The sequence below is a fragment of the Moraxella canis genome (genome assembly GCF_002014965.1).
Taxonomy (GTDB): domain Bacteria; phylum Pseudomonadota; class Gammaproteobacteria; order Pseudomonadales; family Moraxellaceae; genus Moraxella; species Moraxella canis.
The window spans coordinates 354,778-378,625 of the sequence record NZ_MUXT01000001.1; the positions used below are offsets into that span (position 1 = coordinate 354,778).

A 23,848-nucleotide genomic window follows, 5' to 3' on the forward strand; every position below is an offset into this window, starting at 1 on the left:
TAGTAATTGCAATTTTTTTTGCCGTAAGGCAGTTTAATGACCCGCAAGCTTTAATTCATCACGAACGCTTGCCACCCATAAGGATGAAACGGGATGACAAACGAAGCCACCTTTACCCCTTATCAGCCCACTGATGGCGAAGACTACATGTCTGATGCACAGTTGGCGCATTTTCGCACCATCTTAAAAAACTGGCGCGAAGAGTTAGTAACGGAAGCTGAGCGCACAAAGGCTTATATCCACGAAGAAACCAATACCATGCCAGACATCAACGACCGAGCCACTCAAGAAGAGGAGTTCGCACTGGCACTACGTACGCGTGACCGTGAGCGCAAGCTAATCCGAAAAATTGACAAATCTTTGGTTGAAATTGAAACTGGAGATTACGGCTTTTGTGAAACTTGCGGCACAGAAATTGGTCTGCGTCGCCTAGAAGCTCGTCCAACTGCGACACAGTGCATCGACTGTAAGACACTCTCTGAAATCAAAGAAAAACAAAATCACGGTCAATAACCCATTGATACCAAAACCAATTGGACGATTTGCCCCCTCACCGACACATCATCTTCATTTGGGCTCGCTGACGACAGCGGTGGCGAGCTTTTGTCATATCAAATCATTGGGCGGTGAGTGGCTGTTACGCATCGAAGATGTGGATTTTGAACGCTGTCGACCTGAGTACACAGACAGCATTTTACATGATTTGAATAAACTTGGACTGCATTGGGATGGGGAAGTTGTGTACCAATCCGAACGCACAGACATTTATAATGATTTTTTATCCGATAAACTGTCTGACCTCACCTATGCCTGCCAATGTTCAAGAAAACAGCTCGATGCCCACCGAAATCACATCGCCGAACCCCACGCACTCAATCAGCCCATCCTATATCCACGCTTTTGTCTGCATAAAAATTTGAATAAATCTCATCCCAAAAGTAAACTTCGCTTACAGCTACCCAATGTTGTGACAGCTTTTATCGATGGGCTACAAGGCGTGATTTGGGATAATCCAGCTTTGAGCCTGGGTGATGTTGTGGTCAAGCGCCAAAACCAAATGATTAATTACATTTTAGCTTGCGCGATTGATGACGGCTTACAAAACATCACGCACATCATGCGCGGACTAGATATCATGCCCATGACAGTGGCTCAAATTGATATTCTGCACAAATGCCGCTTACCGACACCGAGCTATTTCTATCATTTGCCTTTATTGATGAATTCAGATGGTCAAAAGCTGTCCAAACAAAATCTTGCGACGCCAATAGATACAAAACAGCCCAGTGAAACACTGATATATGCACTAAAGCTCTTAGGTCAGCGCACCGATGAGGAGATGCGTGGTGCCAAACCTCATGAAATTCTTAATCATGCCGTTGAATATTGGGATAATAGCCCTTTAAAGCAGCGTCATACTTTGGCTGTCATCTGACCAAGCCTCAGTTTGGCATGTTCATCTCCAATAATTTTTAACTAGTAAATAGCCATAAAAAAAGACCCTTATTCAAGGATCTTTTTTTATTTATTCAATTGGCAATTAGAAAGCCAAATGAGCACCTAGACCAAACATATCAGCATCTTTTGACAAGTAGTTGTAGCTTGCTTCGATACCAAAGTTAGCTGCTGGTTTGAAACCAACACCCACACCGCCTGCTAGACTTGTCTTATCACTGTTATCAGTGTAAGGGATGGCATCACGGCTGGTCACATCGACTTCAGTCTTAGCAACGCCCAGTTTGCCTTTGGCATAAAATGGGGTGTTGACAAAATTGTAGCGATATGTACCATAAGCGCCATAAGATTTCACATCACCTTCAACTGGACGAGTACCAACATTGAAGTCTTTTGTGTCAGAACCGACATACTCGATTTCAGCACCGAAGTTTTGGTCAAAGTTATAACCTGCATACACGCCATAAGCAGTGTTTTTGCCGTCAATTTGATCAGCATCAATTTGACCGATCTTCACACCCACATAAGGCTGTGCTTCTGCTGATGTGCCGTAGCTGATCGCTGCATTAGCGCTGACAGCCAATAGTGACGAGGCAGAAAGAGCAAGTAAAGTTTTTGTTAGAGTTTTCATCGTTTTTCTCCTTAGTAGTTAATCAATTTTTAGACTTTGGATGGGTTTTTCCGCTGTCTAAGAAGATGGTTCTATAGTAACAAAATATTTCATTTTGACTGTGCGTGTTTTATAGGCGCTGTGTAAAGTTTTGCAAAAAATTCCCTGTTTTGGCAAAATTCAGCCAAATATTGCAATGAAATGTTGCCATGATTGCTCACGTGGGCGAATTTTTACAGGCATTTGACAAATATGAGGAAATCTTTGCGCCGCTGACCACGCCATTATGACAACAATTTGTCAGTTTTAGCCTAAAGTCGCTATGATCCGTGCATAAAGATCCAAAAAGCAACTTTATTTTTATCATTATAAAAACTTTAAATCAAAAATCGTCATTTATGGTAATCAAAAACAACTCATTTGACCATGATTGACGCCAATTATTGCTATGGATATCAAAATTCTCCAAAGTTTATGCGCTGTGTTACAATTCATTGATGATGCTTTGATTGCTCCGCACTATTGATTAGCCCCGATGAGACATATGATGACAAATTCTGCACCACACACTAAAAGCCTGATTATATTTGATTTGGACGGTACACTGATCGACAGCGCCCCTGACTTGGCGGCGGCTGTCAATCGTATGTATGCTCAGCTTGAGTTGCCCGTCATGCCAATTGACACCATCAAAAGCTGGGTCGGTAATGGATCGCTTAAGCTTGTTGAGCGTGCGTTGGCTGCACATAAGATTGATGATGCTAAGGCGCTACATTTGGCGCATGACATATTTTTGGTGGAATATGCTCGCCAAACGATTGATAAAACCAAAAGCTATATAGGGGTTACCCAAGGGCTTGAGCGCTTAAAGCAGGCAGGGTTTGTGCTTGCCATCTGCACCAATAAGCCATCTCGCTACCTGCCTGAGATTTTGGCGCACTTTGGATGGGTAGATGTGTTTGAGTTGGTCATCGGTGGTGATGCGCTGAGTGTCAAAAAACCCGATCCTGCCCCTTTGCTGCACATCTGTGAGACGCTAGGCATCACGCCGGCGGCAGCGATCATGGTCGGTGACTCAAAAAACGATATTTTGGCAGGTCAAGCTGCCGATATGATCACGCTTGCGCTGCGTTATGGTTATAATTATGGCGAACCCATTGATCTTGTGAACCCTGATGCGGCTTTTGATGATTTTGATACTTTGACAGATTATATTTTAAATCATCAATAACAATGACTCACACTCAAGGCAATCTGTTGGATCGTGGTTAATTTTTCGGGGTGATGACGACAGCTTTGGTGATGGTCGCCACGACTTTTTGATGAGCATCGACGATGTCAATGTCGTATTCTCGGATAAGTTCACCAGTTTTGGTCAGCTCAATGATTTCAACGATTTCGCTGGTGTCTACTCGAATGCGTGCTGTCACTGCCGAATCTGCTTGCGCAAAAAATTCAATGTGAGCAGATTTGTCTGTGATGGTATAATCCTTACCCAAGCGATGCGCCAAGATCACCTTGATAAATGGTTCAGTCATCATCATCAGACTGCCGGTAAACTGCTTATCATCAAAATAGCGATTCAGGCGAGTCAGTGGCATCACGATGACACAAAGCCCATTATCCAAATCCATCGTCTGCACACGAATGCCCGCCCCAACAAACGGCGCAAAGGCATTCATACGCTTTTTGATGAGATAAGGCAGTAGCTGTGGATAGGTGCTTTTTTTGCCTTGTTTGATAAGTTTATCCAATTTTGATTTGGTATGAGCAAACATAAACACACTCCACGACTTGAAAAAGCCATTTTGCCACAGATATATTTGAAAAGAAAGTCAAATACATGATACTACACGAGCAATTCATCCAAGAATGACCATAACCATCTTAGAAAACGAAACACCCGCACAAAGACGCCAACGGCTCAAAACCTTGGTACAAACCCTGCCCAATCGACCAGGCGTCTATAAAATGCTCAACAAATCAGGCGAGATTTTGTATGTGGGTAAAGCAAAATCGCTCAAAAATCGCGTGAATAGCTATTTTGCCAAGACGATCGAGCACCCCAGAACTCAAGCCTTGGTGCAGCGTATCCACGATGTCGAAATCATCATCACACGCGGTGAAACTGAGGCGCTTTTGCTTGAGCAAAATCTCATCAAAAATCATCGACCGCCTTATAATGTCCTGCTCAGAGATGACAAATCCTACCTGTATATCTATGTTAGTACAGATAAATTTCCTAGGCTGTCGATTGGGCGGGGTAAGGGCAAGCATGTCCAAGGGCGGTTTTTTGGTCCTTATCCATCGGCGCGTAGTGCCAAAGAGTCACTACAGCTGATGCAAAGACTTTTCATGCTCAGAAGCTGCACGAACAGTTTTTTTAAGCTTAGAAAACGCCCTTGCCTAGAATACCAAATCAAACGGTGCAAAGCGCCCTGCGTCGGCATGGTCTCCGCTGAAGAGTATCAGTCCGATGTGCGCGCTGCTTTGGCGTTTTTGCAAGGCTATTCTAATGAAGTGCAAGCCATTTTGGTCGAAAAAATGGAGACAGCGGCGGCTGAGCTCAACTTTGAGCAGGCGGCATTTTATCGCGATAGACTTACCATGATCAGTGAGCTACAAGCCAGACAAGCAGTGTTTCGCCTAAAAGGCGAGGCGGATGTCTTTGCCATCGCGGTACGCTCTGGCGTGGTGGCGGTGTGTGTCCTGACAGTGCGTGGCGGTCAAGTCTTGGGCGGTAAAAATTATTTTCCTGATGACATCGAGCCTGATATCAAGACTGATGCTGAGCGTCTTAAAGAATTTTTATTGTCATTTTATTTTCAGGTGAGCGATGATCTGCCTGATGAGATCATCACATCTGTCGCTATCGAGGATGCGCCTGTATTGGCAGATATTTTACAAGCACAGTTTGATAAGCGCACGACGATCAAGCACAGAGTGACTACGCACCGTGATGACTGGCTTTCCATCGCCAATTTAAATGCTAATAACGCTCTGACCACCAAACTCAAAGATGGGCAAGAGCTTGGCTCGCGCTTTGATCAGCTTAAAGAGATTTTAAAGCCCATTACCGAGGATACCATCGATCGCATCGAGTGTTTTGACATCAGTCACACCATGGGCGAGGCAGCCATCGGCTCTTGTGTTGTCTTTGATCAAGGCGGACCTAGAAAGCGCGACTATCGCCAATACGCCATCCATGACATCGCCGCAGGCGATGACTATGCTGCCATGCGCCAAGTTCTAACGCGCCGATATTCTAAGCATCCTTTGCCTGATTTATTATTGATCGACGGCGGCAAAGGGCAGCTGAACATCGCCATAGAAGTACTGACCGAGCTTGGCAAATTAAATGACACCTTGCTTGTCAGTGTCGCCAAAGGTGAGGGACGAAAAGCAGGTTTGGAAGTGCTGCACTTTGTAAATCACGAACCATTGGATTTGCCCGCTGATAGTAAAGCGCTGCATCTTATTATGCAAATCCGCGACGAGGCGCACCGATTTGCCATCACCGCTCACCGTAAAAAAAGGGACAAAAAGCGCTCAGGCTCGGTGCTTGAGGTCATCCCTGGTCTTGGGCAGGTACGCAGACGAGATTTATTGAATCATTTTGGGGGCATACAGCAGCTACTTGGCGCATCCCAAGATGAAATCGCCCAAGTCAAAGGCATCGGTACGGTGCTTGCTGGCACGATTTATAAGGCGCTGCATGAATAATAATATAAATAATAAAAAGCCGCTGAGTCATCAAAGCGGCTTTTTATTAAGTCAAAAGCATTCAAATATCAATCAATCGGCGGTGTGTAAGTGCCATTTTTGATGTCATCACCGATTCTGTCCGCTTCAGCGAGCACTTGACCCAATAACGCTTTGACATTATCTAGCGTGGCAATGGGGCTTAATGTGGTCATCTTTAATGACTGAACATTTTGCTTACTGTCAATGACGCGGGTTACGCCGATATTAGCTTCTCCGCGGGCAAACAGCTCATCAGCGACGTTTTGATTTAGGCTGTCGATAAACTCATCAGGATAATCTTTTGGCACAACACGAAACAGCACAGACGCAAACTGTGGCTCAACCAATAACTCCAAGCCATCGGTGGCACGAATATACTCCGCCACTTCACGAGTGAGTTTGACACCGTGGTCAATCATGGAGCCGTAGAGCTCTTCACCCAATGCCTCAACCGTAAACCACAGCTTTAAGGCATCAAAACGGCGAGTGGTCTGTAAAGATTTAGACACCAAATTTGGCACGCCATGCTCTTCATCATAGGCAGAATTTAGGTATTCGGCTTCATAGTGCATAAAGCGATAATTGGTCTCATCTTTTAATAAAAACGCCCCACATGAGATGCTTTGAAAATAATGCTTATGAAAATCAAGCGTGACCGAGTCGGTCAGCTCAATGCCATCAAGCATATCCCGATAGTCGTTAGACAGCAGTAAGGCACCGCCCCACGCCGCATCCACGTGTAGCCACGCCCCAAATCTATCACACAGCTTGCGAATGGCTTTGATGTCATCGATCGCCCCTGCATCTGTCGTGCCTGCGGTTGCCACCACGCACGCCACAAGATTGCCCTGATTTTGTAGATCGGTCATGATGTTTTCAAGTGCGGCGGTATCCATTTGGGCATGGTCATTGACAGGGACAGTAACCACGGATTGAAAGCCCATCCCCATCATTGCCATGTTTTTTTGGACGCTAAAATGGGCATTTTCTGAGCAGATGACCTTGACCTTTTGCATGGCATCGCTAGGAATGCCATCACGCTGCACTGACCACGGCTTGCCCTCTTTGTCTGTATAATGCTTGGCAATGCACCAATCACGAGCCAGTAGCACACCCATCAGATTGGACTGTGTGCCCCCTGAAGTAAACACGCCTGCCGTGCCACTGCCATAGCCGACCTTTTGACGCAGCCAATCAATGAGCTGAACTTCCATCAGTGAGCCTGCTGGCGACTGATCCCATGAGTCCATGGATTGGTTGGTGGCGTTAATCAGCACTTCAGCGATTTGACTGGTTACCATGGTTGGGCAATGCAGATGAGCCAGCGAATGCGGATGATGGACTTTTAGGCTTTTGTTTAAAAATAGCTCAACCAATCGCTCCAATGCCTTATCCACGCCCAAGCCATCTTTGGCAGGGGTAAAGGCAATCTGAGAGCGCAGCTCGCTGATACTGCCGCCGGTGTACATTTTATCGTTTTGTAGCCATGCTTTGACGGCTTGCACGGCATCGGTCATCGCACGCTCATAGTCGGCGATGGATGCAGGGTCATTACAAAGGAGTGCTTGTCTGTGTTGGTCAAAAGTTGGCATAATGCAGGATTTCCTAGTTGGTGGAGATGTCATTATTGTAGCACAATTTTGGCAGTGCTTAGACTGTTAAAACGACAACAAAACTTCCCGATAATACTCGTACTGCTTTTGACGCAGTTCAATCTCACGCGGTAAGCCGTCACTGATGGACTGGGTCAGCGTGTCAAATTTATCCAACATGGCAACGATTTTGGCTTGGGTGTCAAGGGGCGGGATTGGGATTTTTTTATTAGAAAAATTACTAATCCATTGACGCTTATGGTCTGTATTATCAAATTTTGGTAAGGTATTTAACCAATAATAAATATACTTTAATATAAATTGATTCTCATCAGCTGATGTGATGATTTTCATTGCTGATGATTTAACTTTAAAGTCAAAATCCACCCATTTATTTGCCGTTGTAAAATCATCAAAAATAATAACAGGATTTATTGCAGCTGAACAAATGCCGCTTGTTTCATCGGTATAACCCAATATAAAAGTCTTACCTGCTGTTAAAACTGGTATTTCATATTCATCGCAATATTCAGTTGATTGAACAATATACTTAGTTGGTTGTTCATACTTCGTAACCTCGCCCAAAGTCCTCCATACCAAATTTTCGCCAAAGAAAGGATTATTCTCCCCCCCCCTGCTATTTACATCATCAAAGTTTAAGAGCAACTCTCGATAGTATTCATATTGTTTTTGTCTCATATCAAGCTCGGCGGTCAACTCGGCGTTCAGTTCGGTAAATGCGTCTAAAATCTGCACAATTTGATTTTGGACGGATAGGGGTGGGATGGGGATTAAGAATTTGTCTGTATCTGGTGTTGCAATTTGCGGCATTTGCATTTTTGAGCCAATTTTCTGAAAATAAAGTTCATTTTGTTTCAGAAAATAATAAACAAACTTAATTTCTATATTTTCATTTTGTGAATGATAAGACCACATTTCATTTTTATGAGAAAAGGGTTTGTCATAAAACTCAAACTCAATGATTCCTCTTGATTTCACGATAATTGATGGCTCATTATTAATATCTTTTTGGGGAATATCATCAAAATCTACCAAAGCAAATGTCTTACCACCTGCAAATATTTTAATGGGTGCATTTTCTTTATGCAGCTCTTTCATTTGACCTGCGGTGATTTTTGTTCCTTTGGTTCTGACCAAAATCTCCCCCAATGGCTTCCACTCAACCGCCTGCCCATTGAGTAAGTTTTCCAAAAATGAATGCTGTGCCATCAGTCACTTTCCTTATTAAATAACCCTGCCAAATTACCAATGCCCTTAAACTTCTCCACAAAATGAGCGATCTTTTGAAAAACGCTTTGTTTTTTGGTGAGATAGTGTGGATTGAGCGGACTCATTTTTGGCAGAATATCGTTAAGCTCTGTGCCGTTTTCGCTGGCATATTCACGCTTTAGCGATGTGGCGATATAGCGCAAGGCAGCGTCTTTATTGAGATTTTCGTCAATGATTAGCGCATCGGCTTCTTTTTTTTGTTCGCTCTGAGCGTATCGATAAAACGCTTCTATCACGCCTGCTTTATCAGGCAGATTGTCAAGATCGGTTTGATTGATAAAATCCACAATCAAGCTTTCTTTGGCACGATGATCCAAGCTTGAGCGGATCAGACGACGAATTTCATCAACGATGATGGTCTTATCCTTGGTTTTTTTGTTGTGTTCAAAAATCAGCTCTAAGATGTAATCCAAATTAATCTCTTGGGATTTTAATAAATCCACCTCAAAGACGACATCATCCCAACTGATGGTAGATTTGGCTTGCTCTTCGGCATTTTTTTCACGGCGACTCCAGTCACGAATATCGTTATAAGTAGAACGGTAATCCTGTATCATACGCTCGCTTGGCATAGGAATGGCTTGTAGCTTACTTAGGGTTTCGTCATCAAGCTGATATTTATTTTGGATGTCTTGGATGCTTTGGCTGATTTGAGCTGCTGTGGCTTCTTCCATCTCATCAGTGATCTGTGGCAGGCGCTTGAGCTCTGCCATCGCTTGATATTCATCAAAGTTTTGTAGCGCGTTTTCGGCGCGCAGATACTCGCCGAACAGTTTGGCAAACTCTTTTTTGTCTTTTTCGGTGATGATATGATCAGGCTCGCCAAAGCGTTCGTTCAGCTCATTGACGATATCCACAAAGCCACGATGGGCACGCCCTGACAGCACATCAGTATAGCCATCCAGATAGCTATCTAGTGGCTGCTCTAGCACCACTTGGCGAGTACTGCGATTACCAAATAAGGTAATGGCTTCAATGGTTGGCTTCTCTAGGTTGCGAAAGGTGACGATATTGCCAAAGGTCTTGGTAGCATTATAAATGCGGTTGGTACGGCTATAGGCTTGGATCAGCCCATGATAGCGTAGATTCTTATCCACAAACAAGGTGTTCAATGCTGGGGCGTCAAAGCCCGTCAAAAACATACCGACGACGATCAGTAAATCAATCTCTTGGTCTTTGACCCGTTTTGCTAAATCTCGGTAGTAGTTCTGAAATTCCTTACTATCCACACTAAAATTGGTTGTAAACTTAGCATTATAATCATCAATCACCTTTGCCAAAAACTCTTTGGCACTGGCATTCATCGCCGTCACCTCAAAGCCCTCATCTTCAATCTCACCGATGGCGTCTTGTTCTTCGTTGGCGGCATAAGAAAAAATCGTGGCGATGTTTAACTGCTTGGCACGGTCTTTTTGGAGATCATTGAGTGTTTCATAATACAGTTTGGCAGCGTCCACACTACTGACCGCAAACATGGCATTAAAGCCCTTGCCTGTGGCGTTGTTACGGTGAGTTTTTTGATGAAATCTGTCCAAAATATAGCTACTGACTTCACGAATTCGCTCAGGATGCATCAGCGCCTTGCGGTTCTCGGCGGCGGATAATTTGGTTAAATCCTGCTCGTTTTCATCGGTTTTAAACTTTGGTAAGACATTGTGATAATCCACCTTAAACTTAAGCACCTTTTCATCACGGATGGCATCGGTGATGACATAAGAGTGCAGCTGTTCGCCAAAAACGCTGGCGGTCGTCTCAGCACCGATGGCATTGGCGGGGAAAATAGGCGTACCTGTAAAACCAAATTGACAAAATTTCTTAAACCGCTTGGTCAGATTTTTTTGAGCTTCGCCAAATTGCGAGCGATGACATTCATCAAAAATAAACACCACAGGCTCGCTATAAATAGCCAAGCCCTGCTCCGACTTCATGAGATTATTGAGCTTTTGAATGGTGGTGACGATGATTTTATTGTCGTCTTTTTCAAGATTTGCCTTAAGTCCCTTGGTGCTCTCCGAGCCATTGACACTATCAGGGCTAAACCGCTGATACTCTTTCATGGTCTGATAGTCCAAATCCTTTCTATCCACCACAAAAAATACTTTTTTGATGAATGGCAGCTGTGTCGCAAGACGCGCTGTCTTAAAGCTCGTCAAGGTCTTGCCTGAGCCTGTTGTATGCCAAATATAACCGCCACTGCTAGGGTCGCTGTAGTTTTTGGTGTTGTGCGAACTGTTGATTTTCCATAAGATCCGCTCCGCCGCCGCGATCTGGTAGGGGCGCAAAATCAGCAAGGTATTACCGCTATCAAAAACACAGTATTTGATCAAAATATTCAGCAAGGTATTTCTGGTAAAAAAGGTCGCCGTAAAATCTTTTAGATCCTTAATTGGGACATTGTCCGCCCTTGCCCAGTTCATCGTAAATTCAAAGCTGCCCTTTTCTCGCTTAGTAGTATTAGCAAAATAGCGGGTATTGGTGCCATTACTGATAATAAAAATCTGCAGATATTTAAACAGTGAGTTTTCTTTATTAAAGCTTTCTTTAGAATACCGATGAATTTGGTTGAAGGCTTCTCGGATAGCTACGCCCCGTTTTTTTAATTCAATCTGCACCAAAGGCAAGCCATTGACCAATATGGTGACATCGTAACGATTCTTATGACTGCCCGTCTGCTCAAACTGATGAATGACTTGCAGCGTATTATTGCCCAGATTCGTCTTATCCAGCAGATGAATATTTTGGATACGCCCATTATCAAACACAAAATCATAAGCACTGTCATCATGCAGCTTACGAGTTTTTTCTATCATATGCTCACTGGGCTTATCCAAATATTCAGCCACGAAGCGATGCCATTCTGAATCAGTGAATGTTGTATTATTCAGCTTCTGTAACTGCACGCGGACATTGGCAAGTAATTTATCATGCGTCTTTAGATCGGTGCGATATTCGTAGCCTTGATCCGTAAGGTCGGTGATGAGCTCCTTTTCCATTTCACTCTCGGTCTGATAGCTACCGACCTGATCCATTTTGTCGTATTTATCCAGTACGATAAAATGATTGGTTTCAGTGATGGGGGTGGTTTGGGTTGTCATGGTTTTTTCCTTAAATACATTTGTAAATATCATGCATCACACTCGCACTAAATTCATTAATCGCTCAAAGCTGTAGCGCGTCGATGTTCTACCGCTTGCCTCTTCACTAATCATCAAAATACCTTGCTCATGCAGTGCCTTGGTGTATCTATTGGCTGTGGTTGGGGCGATATTTAGCTTTTGTGATAGGCTACTGTTACGAAATACAGGATTGGTAAAGACATAATCAAGCACAGAAATGGCATGTTTGCTTGAGATAATATCACTAAACACCGCTTTCATCTCTTCATACAGCTCTACGATACTTTCGGCAATGTGTAAATTTTTGGCAGATTGATGAGCGATCGCCTCCAAAAAAAATATCACCCACTCATTCCAATCGCCCGTCTGTGATACTTGACGCATCAAATCCACATAGCGATTTTTATGCTCTTCAAAATAACCACTAATATAAAAATGCGGTGCCGAAATCACTCCAGCCGACCACAACATCAGCGTGATGAGCATACGCCCAATGCGCCCGTTACCATCTTGAAATGGGTGCAATGCCTCAAATTCCAAATGACTGACTGCCGTTTTTAGCAAAATCGGATTGCTGTCGTGATTGATGTATTCAAACAGACGCTCCAACCCATCAGGCAGCTGCTCAGGCGAGATAGGCACAAATAAAATATGGCGAGAAATCGTATCCGCCAGATAATTTTGCTCTTTTTTAAATTCGCCTGGGGATTTATTCGCACCACGACCGTAGGATAATAGCTGTTCATGCATGGTTTTTAGTAGCGATATACTCAGTGGGTAGCCTGCCATCATCGCTTGTTGTGCATTTTTTAGCGTCCGCTGATACAAGAGTGTTTCAATAATATCCGAACGCACTTGGGGAGAATATTCATCATCAGCAAAATCCGCTTCATACTGCAAAATCTCATCCATGGTACTAATCGTACCCTCCATGCGTGATGAAATCACTGCCTCTTGGTTGCGTAGTGGTGCAAGTAGAATTTCATTATTATGCAAATTTTTGAGCATTTGGTCATAACGAGAAATCGCATCGGTGGCAGAGAGCAGTGCAGGCAAGATTTTTTGCAAATCAATAGACTGTGGCGGAAATTTACCATCATGATAATAAATAGCATGTTCAAAATTGAGTAATTTTTTCATTTTGTGAACCATTTTTAATGATTTTTGGTTGATAAATCGCATTGTCGCACATTCATGGTTCACAAACAAGTTTATCAACCAATTTTACCATTTTTTGGTTTACAAATAAGTTTGTCCACCATTTTTGGTCAGCAAAATGGCTTATCAACCATTTTATGCAAATTTTTGGTTTACATACCAAACCCCAAAAGCAGCTCCCGATAATACTCGTATTGCTTGCGTCTTAGCTCAATTTCCTTTGGTAAGCCGTCCGTGATGGAACTCGTCAAATGGTCAAATTTATCCAAAATGGCAACGATTTTGGCTTGGGTGTCAAGGGGCGGGATTGGGATTTTAATATTTTCAATAGAATTTCTTCCTAATCGTGGCACACTTGCTTTCCTAACCTGTCCCACAATTTTTTGTTTTTGATTCATTAAAGCATGATAAACAAACCTATCATTTAACTTGTCTTTCGGACACTGTAAATAATAACAATCGTCAGCAGCCCAAAAATCAGTGTAGCTATAACCAATTTCGCCTGCGGCGCCAGCTGTAATTATAAATGTTGAATTTGATGGGCAATTTGCTTGATGATAATATCCTAAAGGTTGTAAACTATTTTGGTAAACAGCATATTCTCCTGTCTCTTCTAATTCGCTACGCACCAATCTTTTGCCACGTTTTAGATTGACAACCTCCCCCAAACGCTTCCACTCAAACCCCACCTTTGCTAATTCATTTTCAGATAATAAAAAATCCCGATAGTATTGATATTGTTTTTTTCGCAAGGTAAGTTCAGCTTCCAGCGTAGCTTCCAGCTCTGTCAAAATGTCAAGTCTTTTTACAATTTCTTTTTGTAATTCGAGTGGGGGAATGGGGATTAAAAACTTATCTGTATCTGGTGTTGCAATTTGTGGCATTTGCATTTTTGAGCCAATTTTTTGAAAGTGCAGTTCATTTTGTTTAAGAAAATAATAAACAAACTTAGTTTCTATATTTTCATTTTGTGAATGATAAGACCACATTTCATTTTTATGAGAAAAGGGTTTGTCATAAAACTCAAACTCAATGATTCCTCTTGATTTCACAATAATTGATGGTTCATTGTTAATATCTTTTTGGGGAATATCATCGAAATCTACCAAAGCAAATGTCTTACCACCTGCAAATATTTTAATGGGTGCATTTTCTTTATGCAGCTCTTTCATTTGACCTGCGGTGATTTTTGTTCCTTTGGTTCTAACTAAAATCTCCCCCAATGGCTTCCATGCCACTTCCGCCTGCTCAATCATTGTTAAGATATTGGTTTTCATTGTTTTGCTATTTCCCCTCAATCCCTGCTACGATCTCATCAATCTCAGCTCGCAAGCGGTCGATTGTGGCGACAGTTTGGCGAATGTCGGCATTGAGCACATCAATATCAATCACTTCTCTGGTATCTTTGGCTTCTACATAAGAGCTCACCGCCAGATTATAATCATTGGCTTTGATGGCGTCATACTCCACCATCACCGCTTGATGGGCGACATCTGTTTTATCAGCAAATAAAGTCATGATGGCGTCGATGTGCTCATCGGTTAGGATATTATTATTGGTTTCTTTTTTAAATAATTCACTTGCATCAATAAACTGCGTGCGGTTATCGGTTTTATGCTTGGATAGCACCAGAATATTCACCGCAATCGATGTCCCAAAAAATAAATTGGGTGCTAAGGCAATGACCGTTTCCACATAGTTATTATCCACCAAATACTGACGAATCTTAGCTTCCGCGCCACCGCGATAAAAAACCCCTGGAAAACAAACGATCGCCGCGCGTCCTTTGGCAGATAGATAATTCAGCGCATGTAGGATAAACGCAAAATCTGCCTTAGATTTTGGTGCCAATACCGCGGCTGGCGCAAAACGCTCATCATTAATCAGCACTGGATCATCAGAGCCAATCCATTTAATCGAGTATGGTGGATTAGAGACAATGGCATCAAACGGTTTATCATCTTTAAGCTTTGGATCGATGAGCGTATCACCCAGCTCAATATTAAACTTGTCGTAATTAATGTTATGCAAAAACATATTCATCCGAGCTAAGTTGTAGGTCGTATGGTTAATTTCTTGCCCAAAAAACCCTTCTTTAATGACATGTTCATCAAACTGCTTTTTGGCTTGCAATAGCAACGAGCCTGAACCACAGGCAGGGTCATAGATTTTATTAACTTCACTCTGTCCATATAGGGCGAGTTTTGCAATCAATTTTGAGACATGCTGTGGTGTAAAGAACTCACCCCCTGATTTACCCGCATTGGCAGCATAATTTGAAATCAAAAACTCATAAGCATCACCAAATAAGTCAATTTGACTGTCACTAAAATTACCAAAATCAAGTTCAGCAACGCCTTTTAGCACAGCGGTTAGTCGTTTGTTTTTATCCGCCACGGTATTACCCAAGCGGTTGCTGGTGGTATCAAAATCAGCAAATAAGCCCTTGATATCATGTTCAGACGCGTAGCCACTGGCAGATGATTCAATATTCATGAAAATATTTGCCAAGTCAGTATTTAAATTAGGATTGCTATGAGCAGTTTTGGCGACATTGACAAATAACTGGCTTGGATAAATAAAAAATCCTTTGGTTTTGATGGCATCATCTTTAATACCATCAGTGATGATATTATCGTTTAGCGTTGCGTAATTGGTATCTTCATCATCAAAAAAGGCAGCAAAATTTTCACTGATAAAACGATAGAACAACGCCCCCAAAACATATTGCTTAAAATCCCAGCCATCCACAGAACCACGAACATCATTGGCAATTTGCCAAATGCGGCGGTGAAGTTCGGCACGTTGTTGCATATTCGTCATGATAACTTCCTTAGATTGATTTCATTGATAAATTAAATAGCATTAGTCTAACATAAAATAAGGCTTAGTATGTGATACTAAGCCTTATTTATCAAGCCCTATGAATTAATAATATCAGCCACGCACTGCTTTTAGGGCTTCACCGACAGCTTTTGTAAAGCGTGTAATGACCTCAATACACTCCTCTTGAGTGATTGTAATTGGGCAAAGTAGGCGCACCACCGTACCACCGCGACCACCGCGCTCTAAAAGTAGCTTATTATCAAAGCACGCTTTTTGGATAGCGGCAGCTAGCTCGCCATCAGCAGGATAAGAGCCCATGTGATCGGCAGGCTGACGCTCATCCACGATCTCAACGCCCGTCATCAAACCGCGTCCACGCACATGACCGATACAAGGGTACTGTTCCGCTGCTTTTCTCAATTCACCGCGCAAAAACTCGCCTTGAATGCGCGAATTGTCCGCAAGGTTATTTTCGGTGATTTCGGTCAAAACATTATAGCCTGCCGCCATGGCAAGCTGATTGCCACGGAATGTGCCTGTATGTCCAGCAGGCGCCCATGCGTCAAACTTTTTGTTAATGGCAAGCACACATAAAGGTAAGCCGCCGCCCACCGCCTTACTCATCACCACCACATCAGGGACAATCTCAGCGTGCTCAAAGGCGAACATCTTACCAGAGCGAGCAAAGCCTGCCTGCACCTCATCCAAAATCAGCACGATGTCATGCTTGGCGGTGACTTCACGGATTTTTTGTAGCCATTTTTTGGGGGCTGGCACCACACCGCCCTCACCTTGAATGGCTTCTAGGATAACAGCAGCAGGTTTGACCACGCCAGACTCTACATCTTCAATAAAGTTCTCAAAATAATAAGTCAAAGCATCCACGCCAGCTTCACCACCTAAGCCCAAGGGGCAGCGATACTCATGCGGATAAGGCATAAACTGCACGCCTGCCATGAGATTACCGACTTTTTCTTTGGCGGAGAGATTGCCCGTCATCGCAAGCGACCCATGCGTCATCCCATGATAGCCACCGCTAAAGGCAATCACATTATCACGACCTGTATAAGTTTTGGCAAGCTTAATCGCCGCCTCGGTGCCATCTGCACCTGTCGGACCACAAAACTGCAGAACAAAATCTTTGGGGAAAAACGACAACAGTTTTTCGGTAAAGGCATCTTTGATAGGCGTGGTGATATCAAGCGTATGCAGTGGCAATCCGCTGTCTAGCACATCTTTGATGGCGCCTATGGTCGCAGGGTGATTGTGACCCAGTGCCAAAGTACCAGCACCTGCCAAACAGTCAAGATATTCATTACCCTCCACGTCTGTCACCCAGCAGCCTTGAGCTTTGGCGATGGCTAGGGGTAGCTTGCGGGGGTAGCTGCGAACATTTGACTCCATCTCATTTTGGCGAGTTAGGTAGTAGTCATTGGTTGCATTTTGTGGGGGAATTACAGGGGTGTGAACGCTCATATCGGATTACCATCTCAGATAAGGGTTGAAGAAAAAAGCACAGATGCTTAACGAAAAAAACCTATACTGCTTGTATAGGTTCTAAGATTTATCAGACCGCTCCATAAAGAGCTGCCTAAATAAAAATGGCAGACAAACTCATGCGCACACCGCGTCATCAGTTTGATATTGGGTTATCTGTTTTTGATAAAACAGCAAACTTACTATCAGATTTGTCTTTGATTTATTATCTTAAAACCTTTTTTGAAATTTACCATGATTTCATGAAAGTTTATTGACAATGGTAAATTAAATTTATTACGCTGTTAAGTTCTTATGAGCCGATCGATAAGATACCTTTCGGCTCAGCAGGTATCATACACGCTTATTGAAAAATGTAAAGACTTTTTGTCCAAATTTGATCATAACTTTGGTCAAATCAGCTTAAGTTTGCCGCAGCGATTCTCAATCCTGCCAAAAGCTTGATCAAAGCACAAGGATAAATTGAGCCAAGATTCACCGATATATACAAGATAATTCGCCACGCTGAGTGATTGTTTGGTACAATATTGGCATTTTATCAGCCATTTTTGAAAGCCAGATACATCGTGAATCAAGCAGACACTCTTAGAAATACCAAAATCCCAACCACCGATCCGCAAGCTGGATTGAAGCTTACGGAGATCTTTTATTCACTTCAAGGTGAGGCGCTGACTTCTGGGCTGCCGACCGTTTTTATTCGTTTGACAGGCTGTCCGCTACGCTGCACCTATTGTGATACCACCTATTCATTTTCAGGCGGTGAGCGCTGGGGGCTTGATGATATTATGGCGCACATTGCCCAGTATCCTTGCAAGCGCGTCTGCGTGACAGGCGGTGAACCACTGGCTCAGCCGAATGCCATCGCGCTGATGCAGCGCCTGCTTGAGTCAGGCTATGAGATCAGTCTTGAGACGGCTGGTGCTTTATCTGTGGCTGATGTGCCGCGCTCTGTTTCCAAAGTCATGGATCTAAAGACGCCTTCTTCAGGTGAAGCCGATAAAAATCTTTGGGAAAATTTGGCACATCTCACTTCTCATGATCAGATTAAAATTGTCATCGCCGATCGTGCCGACTACGACTGGGCAAAACAAATGATCGAACACCATGCACTACATGAGCGGGTTGGTACGGTTTGGCTGTCGCCCATGTTTGATATTAATGAAACTACCAGTCAAGCACCCACCATCGCAACCAACCTGGCTGAGTGGATCTTGGCAGACGCTTTGCCAGTGCGACTGGGGCTACAGCTGCACAAGATCATTTGGGCAGACGCCAAAGGCAAATAGCTCATCCATTATCACAGTAGATTCACTCAATGACAAAGGCAGCTTTGATACACCAAAAACTGCCAGCTCATCACAGTGATAACGCATCAATCAGGAAACATCCATGCTAAAGCTGATCATTTTAGGTGTGATTGCTGGCGGCTTTTTTAGCTCAACATTTGTGCTGAATGAACTGATGGCAAGCCAAGGCGGTCATTGGTTTTGGTCGGCAAGCTTGCGTTATGTGTTCATGAGCCTGATTATTAGCCTGATGGTCGTCATCAAAAGCGGCATGGGCACTTTGATGGATTTGTGTCGATTGTTTTGGGCAAATTGGCGTTTTTATTGTGCCGCTGGCAGCGTTGGATTTGGTGGGTTTTATGCACTGTTATGCTTTGGTGCAGATTATGCGCCTGGTTGGGTCATTGCCGCCACATTTCAATTCACTGCTGTGGCAAGCTTAATCATCCTTGGATTATTGGGTGAGCGTTTGGGCGCTGCCACCATTGGTACAAGCCTGCTGATTTTTCTTGGTGTCATATTAACCAATATCGGTGAGGGGCTACATTCGCCAAGTAGCACGCCCTTGTCAGTGCTATTATTATATGGGGCATTACCTGCTTTGGCGGCTGGATTTTGTTTTCCTATCGGCAATCAAATGCTATGGTACGCCACTAGAACGCCTAGCGATCATGTGTGGCGGCGACGCATTCCGCATCTAACCAATACTTTGATTGCAAACCCCTTACATAAAGTGTGGCTGTTATCGGTGGGTTCATTGCCATTTTGGCTGATACTATCTTTATGGGTGCAGCCGCCAATACTTGGCATTTCTCAAGCTTTTAATGCGCTTTTGGTTGCACTGTTTGCTGGCGTGATTGCCACCAGTATTTTTCTACTGGCACGCTCCCAAGCGAATAATAGCGGTCAAGTTGCTGCAGTCGACGCCACACAAGCCACCGAAGTTATTTTTTCGCTCATCGGTGGTATGATACTGCTGGGCACGCCGATACCGCCCATACTCAGCTGGGCAGGCATTATCATGGTGACAGCAGGACTTGTATTATTTTCAAGGATGCAGCAGCCATGACATTTTTAGGCAATTTTAATACCGAGATACTGATTTATCTGCTGGATATGATCGGCATCATCGCTTGTGCCATCGCTGCAACCACTTTGGCGATGTATAAGCGTTTTGATTTATTTGGCGGTATTTTGGTGTCGATGGTCAATGCCATCGGCGGCGGCACCATTCGTGATGTCATGCTTGGTCGCCATCCACTGTTTTGGATGACGGATTTGACTTATGTCGTGGTCATCACCATCACATCCATCTTATGCCAGATGTTTTTTCATCGCCATCAGCACATTGATGGCGCACTGAAATTTTTTGATGCCATCGGTCTTGCCGCCTTTAGCGTGATTGGCTTGACGGTGGCGCTGTCGTTTGACGCCCATCCACTGATTGCGGTGATGATGGCGGTGCTAACAAGCATTGCTGGCGGCATCATGCGTGATATGATTTGTAATGAAATCCCCTTAGTGCTCCAAAAAGAAATCTACATCAGCGCCAGCATCATAGGCTCTGTATTATATCTGGTTTTGGGTCATCTGACGGTGGCAGATTGGATTAAGCAAAGCTTAACACTTACGACCATTTTTGGGGTGCGCATGATGGCACTGAGGTTTGATTGGCATCTGCCATCCATTCAATTAAATAAAGACAAATAACACTTATCCCATCAACGCCGCTGTGCTAATCACCGCCAAATCTTTAATGATCAGTTGCAAACTTTGGCTACCCTGCCACTCATTAATATCCAAAGTATATAAAATATGCACGCCGAACGCTCGATAATCCCAATCATCTGCCCGATAATTGAACCAAATCGCATCAATCGGATATTGCACACCTGCCATCTTTAGGGTGAGTTTTAGGTGCTTATCTTTTAAGATACGCTGATTGATGACTTCAAATTCGCCATCAAATACAGGTGGCACAAAGCCATTACCCCAAACACTGATACTTTTAAGCTTATCTGCAAAATTTAGACTGAATTCCTCGGGCAAAAGCGCGCCATCGGTGAACTTTTCTTCATAAAATAACGCCTCATCAAAGCCTGCCAGCTCATCTTGGAATGCTTGTGCAAAGCGCTCAAAATTTGCTTTTTTGAGCGTCAAGCCTGCCGCCATCGCATGACCACCAAAGTGCTTGATCAAGCCAGGATGAGCGACCGCCACACTTTCGATGACATCGCGAATATGCACGCCAGCGATAGAACGAGCGGATCCTTTGATGTCATCTTCATCACCCAAAGCGTCGGGGTCTGCGGGCGCAAATACAATGCTTGGACGATACAGCGTTTCTTTTAGGCGACCTGCAACAATACCAATCACGCCTTGATGCCAGTCATCTTGATACAGCACAATTCCTCTAGGCGGCGCATCGTTAAAAAGTGGTAAAGAGTCTATGATGGCGACTGCATCGTCTTTCATGGTCATCTCAACGCTGCGGCGCGCATAATTCAGCTTATTTAGCTCAATCGCCAATCGGTGCGCCTCCTCCCAGTCATCGGTGAGTAAGCACTCAACGCCGATACGCATATTATCCATGCGCCCAGCAGCATTAATCCTAGGCGCAATGGCAAAGCCAAAGTCTTCACTGGTGATCATCTGAGCCTGCCTGCCTGCCTGCTCTAAGATGGCTAACATGCCGATCACGCACTGACCTTGACGGATGCGATTGAGTCCATGAGTGACCAAAATGCGATTGTTTTGATCGAGCACCCCAAGATCAGCAACGGTGCCAAGCGCGACCAAATCCAGATATTGAGCGACACTTGCGCTCATCTTACCAAGCTGCCGCCGATGCTTGGCAAGCCTGCCCATCACATAAAAAGCAACGCCCACGCCCACCAGCCATTTGCTGCCAAAGTCGCAGCCCAGCTGATTGGGATTGACCACTGCATCAGCAGGCGGAGACGGCTTAGTCGTTAAGTGATGATCGGTGATGACAACCTTAATCCCCATCTGATGGGCAGCTGCCACGCCATCATGGCTTGAGATGCCGTTATCGACCGTGATGATTAATTTGGGGCTATACAGTGCAGCGCCGTGCTCAACGATTTGCGGTGTCAGCCCATAGCCAAACTTAAAGCGATCAGGCACCAAAAAATCCACCAAAGCGCCCATTTGGCGTAGCACACGCACCATCAAAGCGGTACTGGTAGCGCCATCGCAATCAAAATCGCCAATGATCAAAATTTGATCGCGCCGATCGATCGCCTCATCGATGAGCGCTATGGCATCATCAATCCCCATCAGATCTGCCGCCGCAAGCAGCTGAGAGATATCGGTATCCATCTGGCTAAGATCATGCACACCCCTAGCCTGTAGAACGCGCGCAAGCGCCAAAGAACCAACCTGATGATAAAGCTGCTCATCGACAGACTCAGTCAGCCTTGGGGTTAAATTAAGATGCGCCATCAGCCTGCCTTGGTCAATGACTTTGGCAAGCTGAAAGTAACATTTTCTTCGATACCCGACAGCTCCGTGGGTGCATCAGCCCCCCACTGCTGTAAGGTGTCAAGTACTTCTTGGATCAAGATCTCAGGCGCCGATGCCCCTGCGGTCACGCCAACTGACCCAACCCCATCAAACCACGATCGATCCATCTGACCGGCATTATCGATCAAATACGCTCGTCTGCCCATGCGTTCGGCAAGCTCGCGCAGGCGGTTTGAGTTGGAGGAATTTGGACTGCCCACCACCAACACCACATCGCACTCATTAGAGAGCATCTTAACAGCGTCTTGGCGATTTTGGGTGGCATAGCAAATATCGTCTTTTCTTGGGGCATTGATGGCAGGAAAGCGATCTTTGAGCGCATCGATGACATTGGCAGTATCATCCATTGACAGTGTGGTCTGCGTGACAAATGCCAAGGATTTATCACGCTCAAAATCAAGCTTAGCCACATCCTCGACATCTTCAACCAAATGGATGCGCCCCCCAAAACTGGTATCAAAACGCCCCATCGTCCCTTCAACTTCAGGATGACCTGCATGACCGATTAAGATGGCGTCCATACCCTCTTTGGCAAATTTACCCACCTCGATATGCACTTTGGTCACCAATGGGCAAGTGGCATCAAACACAGTCAAGTCGCGTCTTTTTGCTTCATCTTCGACCGCTTTTGAGACGCCGTGCGCCGAAAAAATCACAATCGCCCCATCCGGCACTTCGTCAAGCTCTTCAACAAAAACTGCCCCTCGGCGCGCCAAATCCTCAACCACAAATTTATTATGAACCACTTCATGCCGAACATAAATCGGCGGATTAAACCGGCGCAAAGCTTCATTCACAATCGCGATCGCTCTGTCCACGCCCGCACAAAATCCGCGCGGATTGGCTAGTACTATTTTCATCTCGTTACTCAAAATCCATCAAAACATCCACTCATTTTAGCAAATTTTAGTCAATAAACCTAGCACCCACCCCCAAATCCCTCCACCGATCAGCGTGCGCCAAAGCGATTATTTTATATTCAAACTGTGCTAAAATATGGCAATATTTTTATCTCACGTTTAAGGACATGTCATGACAGGCACACTCTTTATCATCACGGCTGCATCCGGCACCGGCAAAACATCACTGGTCAAAGAACTGCTCAGCAGCACAGACAATCTTAGCGTCAGCGTCTCGCACACCACGCGCGCGCCAAGACCGGGCGAAGTGGATGGCACGCATTATCACTTTACAGATAAACAAAGCTTTCAAGCGTTGATTGAGGCATCGGCGTTTTTAGAATATGCCCAAGTGTTTGATAATTATTATGGCACATCCAAACAAGCCGTCATGGATTTGTTAGCCCAAGGGATTGATGTGATCTTGGAAATTGATTGGCAAGGCGCGCTGCAAGTCAAAGCACAGTTTACCCAAGCGGTGATGATTTTTATTCTGCCGCCCACCCGTCAAGCGTTGGCAGAGCGTCTGTCAAATCGTGGTCAAGACAGCCAAGAAGTCATCCAAAAACGCTTGGCAGGCTCGCTTGATGAGATGCGCCAATACGATCAATTTGACTACATCGTGATCAATGACCACTTTGAGACAGCGCTTAGCGATCTACAAACGATCGTAAAGAGCCATCGGCTCACCCTGCGCGCGCAGCAGTCTCGCCACGCTGCTTTGATTGCTGCGTTATTTGATGATGCGCCAATCCACTCATGAATTGACAAAAAACATCAAAAGGCACTTAAAAAACCCTTAAAAACTTGATATAATAAAAAATTCACC

At 44.4% G+C, this 23,848-nt stretch carries 19 protein-coding genes; 8 read left to right on the plus strand and 11 right to left on the minus strand.

Annotated elements, in window-relative coordinates; all coding sequences use genetic code 11:
- Positions 1-93: 93 nt before the first annotated feature.
- Complete coding sequence (gene dksA / locus B0180_RS01645; RefSeq protein ID WP_049236611.1) at positions 94-513, plus strand: RNA polymerase-binding protein DksA; 420 nt, start codon at positions 94-96, stop codon at positions 511-513.
- Between the two features lie 4 nt (positions 514-517).
- Positions 518-1,435, plus strand: a complete 918-nt coding sequence (gluQRS, locus tag B0180_RS01650) for a tRNA glutamyl-Q(34) synthetase GluQRS (protein ID WP_078255370.1) — start codon at positions 518-520, stop codon at positions 1,433-1,435.
- Positions 1,436-1,540: 105 nt separating this feature from the next.
- Here the strand turns inward: gluQRS and B0180_RS01655 are convergent, their stop codons facing one another.
- Positions 1,541-2,086 (minus strand): outer membrane protein, encoded by a 546-nt coding sequence (locus B0180_RS01655; protein WP_078255371.1) that lies wholly within the window; start codon positions 2,084-2,086, stop codon positions 1,541-1,543.
- A 526-nt stretch (positions 2,087-2,612) separates the two neighbouring features.
- Here B0180_RS01655 and B0180_RS01660 point away from each other — a divergent pair.
- The gene (locus B0180_RS01660; protein WP_078255450.1) at positions 2,613-3,296 is read left to right on the plus strand and encodes a phosphoglycolate phosphatase; all 684 of its coding nucleotides are present in this window, start codon (positions 2,613-2,615) and stop codon (positions 3,294-3,296) included.
- A gap of 37 nt (positions 3,297-3,333) precedes the next feature.
- Here the strand turns inward: B0180_RS01660 and B0180_RS01665 are convergent, their stop codons facing one another.
- Positions 3,334-3,843, minus strand: a complete 510-nt coding sequence (locus B0180_RS01665; RefSeq protein WP_078255372.1) for a DUF4442 domain-containing protein — start codon at positions 3,841-3,843, stop codon at positions 3,334-3,336.
- Positions 3,844-3,937: 94 nt separating this feature from the next.
- Between B0180_RS01665 and uvrC the strand changes: the two genes are divergently transcribed.
- Positions 3,938-5,788, plus strand: a complete 1,851-nt coding sequence (gene uvrC, locus B0180_RS01670) for an excinuclease ABC subunit UvrC (protein WP_078255373.1) — start codon at positions 3,938-3,940, stop codon at positions 5,786-5,788.
- A 68-nt stretch (positions 5,789-5,856) separates the two neighbouring features.
- Here the strand turns inward: uvrC and B0180_RS01675 are convergent, their stop codons facing one another.
- From B0180_RS01675 to B0180_RS01705, 7 genes are all read right to left on the minus strand, one after another.
- A complete protein-coding gene (locus tag B0180_RS01675) occupies positions 5,857-7,401 on the minus strand; it encodes a pyridoxal phosphate-dependent decarboxylase family protein (RefSeq protein WP_078255374.1) in 1,545 nt (514 codons plus the stop codon).
- Positions 7,402-7,467: 66 nt separating this feature from the next.
- Positions 7,468-8,631, minus strand: coding sequence for a restriction endonuclease subunit S (locus B0180_RS01680; protein ID WP_078255375.1), 1,164 nt, complete (start codon positions 8,629-8,631; stop codon positions 7,468-7,470).
- Complete coding sequence (locus B0180_RS01685; RefSeq protein WP_078255376.1) at positions 8,631-11,786, minus strand: type I restriction endonuclease subunit R; 3,156 nt, start codon at positions 11,784-11,786, stop codon at positions 8,631-8,633. The genes B0180_RS01680 and B0180_RS01685 overlap by 1 nt, the downstream gene beginning before the upstream one ends.
- Before the next feature lie 36 nt (positions 11,787-11,822).
- Positions 11,823-12,947 (minus strand): Fic family protein, encoded by a 1,125-nt coding sequence (locus B0180_RS01690; protein ID WP_078255451.1) that lies wholly within the window; start codon positions 12,945-12,947, stop codon positions 11,823-11,825.
- A gap of 170 nt (positions 12,948-13,117) precedes the next feature.
- Positions 13,118-14,242 (minus strand): restriction endonuclease subunit S, encoded by a 1,125-nt coding sequence (locus B0180_RS01695; protein ID WP_078255377.1) that lies wholly within the window; start codon positions 14,240-14,242, stop codon positions 13,118-13,120.
- A gap of 7 nt (positions 14,243-14,249) precedes the next feature.
- Complete coding sequence (locus tag B0180_RS01700) at positions 14,250-15,788, minus strand: type I restriction-modification system subunit M (protein WP_078255378.1); 1,539 nt, start codon at positions 15,786-15,788, stop codon at positions 14,250-14,252.
- A 114-nt stretch (positions 15,789-15,902) separates the two neighbouring features.
- A complete protein-coding gene (locus B0180_RS01705; RefSeq protein WP_078255379.1) occupies positions 15,903-17,267 on the minus strand; it encodes a diaminobutyrate--2-oxoglutarate transaminase in 1,365 nt (454 codons plus the stop codon).
- A gap of 587 nt (positions 17,268-17,854) precedes the next feature.
- Here B0180_RS01705 and queE point away from each other — a divergent pair.
- From queE to B0180_RS01720, 3 genes are all read left to right on the plus strand, one after another.
- A complete protein-coding gene (gene queE, locus B0180_RS01710; RefSeq protein WP_078255452.1) occupies positions 17,855-18,574 on the plus strand; it encodes a 7-carboxy-7-deazaguanine synthase QueE in 720 nt (239 codons plus the stop codon).
- A gap of 103 nt (positions 18,575-18,677) precedes the next feature.
- Complete coding sequence (locus B0180_RS01715) at positions 18,678-19,643, plus strand: multidrug resistance efflux transporter family protein (RefSeq protein ID WP_078255380.1); 966 nt, start codon at positions 18,678-18,680, stop codon at positions 19,641-19,643.
- Positions 19,640-20,284 (plus strand): trimeric intracellular cation channel family protein, encoded by a 645-nt coding sequence (locus B0180_RS01720; protein ID WP_078255381.1) that lies wholly within the window; start codon positions 19,640-19,642, stop codon positions 20,282-20,284. Before B0180_RS01715 ends, B0180_RS01720 begins: the two co-directional genes overlap by 4 nt.
- 3 nt (positions 20,285-20,287) lie before the next feature.
- Here the strand turns inward: B0180_RS01720 and recJ are convergent, their stop codons facing one another.
- Both recJ and ispH read right to left on the minus strand, forming a co-directional pair.
- On the minus strand, positions 20,288-22,039 hold the full coding sequence (recJ, locus tag B0180_RS01725; RefSeq protein WP_078255382.1) for a single-stranded-DNA-specific exonuclease RecJ: 1,752 nt from the start codon (positions 22,037-22,039) through the stop codon (positions 20,288-20,290).
- Positions 22,039-22,980, minus strand: coding sequence for a 4-hydroxy-3-methylbut-2-enyl diphosphate reductase (gene ispH, locus B0180_RS01730; protein ID WP_078255383.1), 942 nt, complete (start codon positions 22,978-22,980; stop codon positions 22,039-22,041). Before ispH ends, recJ begins: the two co-directional genes overlap by 1 nt.
- Positions 22,981-23,152: 172 nt before the next feature.
- Between ispH and gmk the strand changes: the two genes are divergently transcribed.
- Positions 23,153-23,782 carry a guanylate kinase gene (gene gmk, locus B0180_RS01735; protein WP_078255384.1) on the plus strand — a complete coding sequence of 210 codons (630 nt, stop codon included), beginning with the start codon at positions 23,153-23,155 and terminating at the stop codon, positions 23,780-23,782.
- Positions 23,783-23,848: the final 66 nt, after the last annotated feature.

Bases quoted from the DNA above. Each gene is read 5' to 3' on its own strand.
- B0180_RS01690 (WP_078255451.1), bottom strand. From the start codon at position 12,947: ATGAAAAAATTACTCAATTTTGAACATGCTATTTATTATCATGATGGT.
- B0180_RS01665 (WP_078255372.1), bottom strand. From the start codon at position 3,843: ATGTTTGCTCATACCAAATCAAAATTGGATAAACTTATCAAACAAGGC.
- B0180_RS01675 (WP_078255374.1), bottom strand. From the start codon at position 7,401: ATGCCAACTTTTGACCAACACAGACAAGCACTCCTTTGTAATGACCCT.
- B0180_RS01685 (WP_078255376.1), bottom strand. From the start codon at position 11,786: ATGACAACCCAAACCACCCCCATCACTGAAACCAATCATTTTATCGTA.
- B0180_RS01715 (WP_078255380.1), top strand. From the start codon at position 18,678: ATGCTAAAGCTGATCATTTTAGGTGTGATTGCTGGCGGCTTTTTTAGC.
- gmk (WP_078255384.1), top strand. From the start codon at position 23,153: ATGACAGGCACACTCTTTATCATCACGGCTGCATCCGGCACCGGCAAA.
- B0180_RS01705 (WP_078255379.1), bottom strand. From the start codon at position 17,267: ATGAGCGTTCACACCCCTGTAATTCCCCCACAAAATGCAACCAATGAC.
- B0180_RS01695 (WP_078255377.1), bottom strand. From the start codon at position 14,242: ATGAAAACCAATATCTTAACAATGATTGAGCAGGCGGAAGTGGCATGG.
- B0180_RS01720 (WP_078255381.1), top strand. From the start codon at position 19,640: ATGACATTTTTAGGCAATTTTAATACCGAGATACTGATTTATCTGCTG.
- dksA (WP_049236611.1), top strand. From the start codon at position 94: ATGACAAACGAAGCCACCTTTACCCCTTATCAGCCCACTGATGGCGAA.
- B0180_RS01660 (WP_078255450.1), top strand. From the start codon at position 2,613: ATGACAAATTCTGCACCACACACTAAAAGCCTGATTATATTTGATTTG.
- uvrC (WP_078255373.1), top strand. From the start codon at position 3,938: ATGACCATAACCATCTTAGAAAACGAAACACCCGCACAAAGACGCCAA.
- ispH (WP_078255383.1), bottom strand. From the start codon at position 22,980: ATGAAAATAGTACTAGCCAATCCGCGCGGATTTTGTGCGGGCGTGGAC.
- B0180_RS01680 (WP_078255375.1), bottom strand. From the start codon at position 8,631: ATGGCACAGCATTCATTTTTGGAAAACTTACTCAATGGGCAGGCGGTT.
- B0180_RS01655 (WP_078255371.1), bottom strand. From the start codon at position 2,086: ATGAAAACTCTAACAAAAACTTTACTTGCTCTTTCTGCCTCGTCACTA.
- B0180_RS01700 (WP_078255378.1), bottom strand. From the start codon at position 15,788: ATGACGAATATGCAACAACGTGCCGAACTTCACCGCCGCATTTGGCAA.
- recJ (WP_078255382.1), bottom strand. From the start codon at position 22,039: ATGGCGCATCTTAATTTAACCCCAAGGCTGACTGAGTCTGTCGATGAG.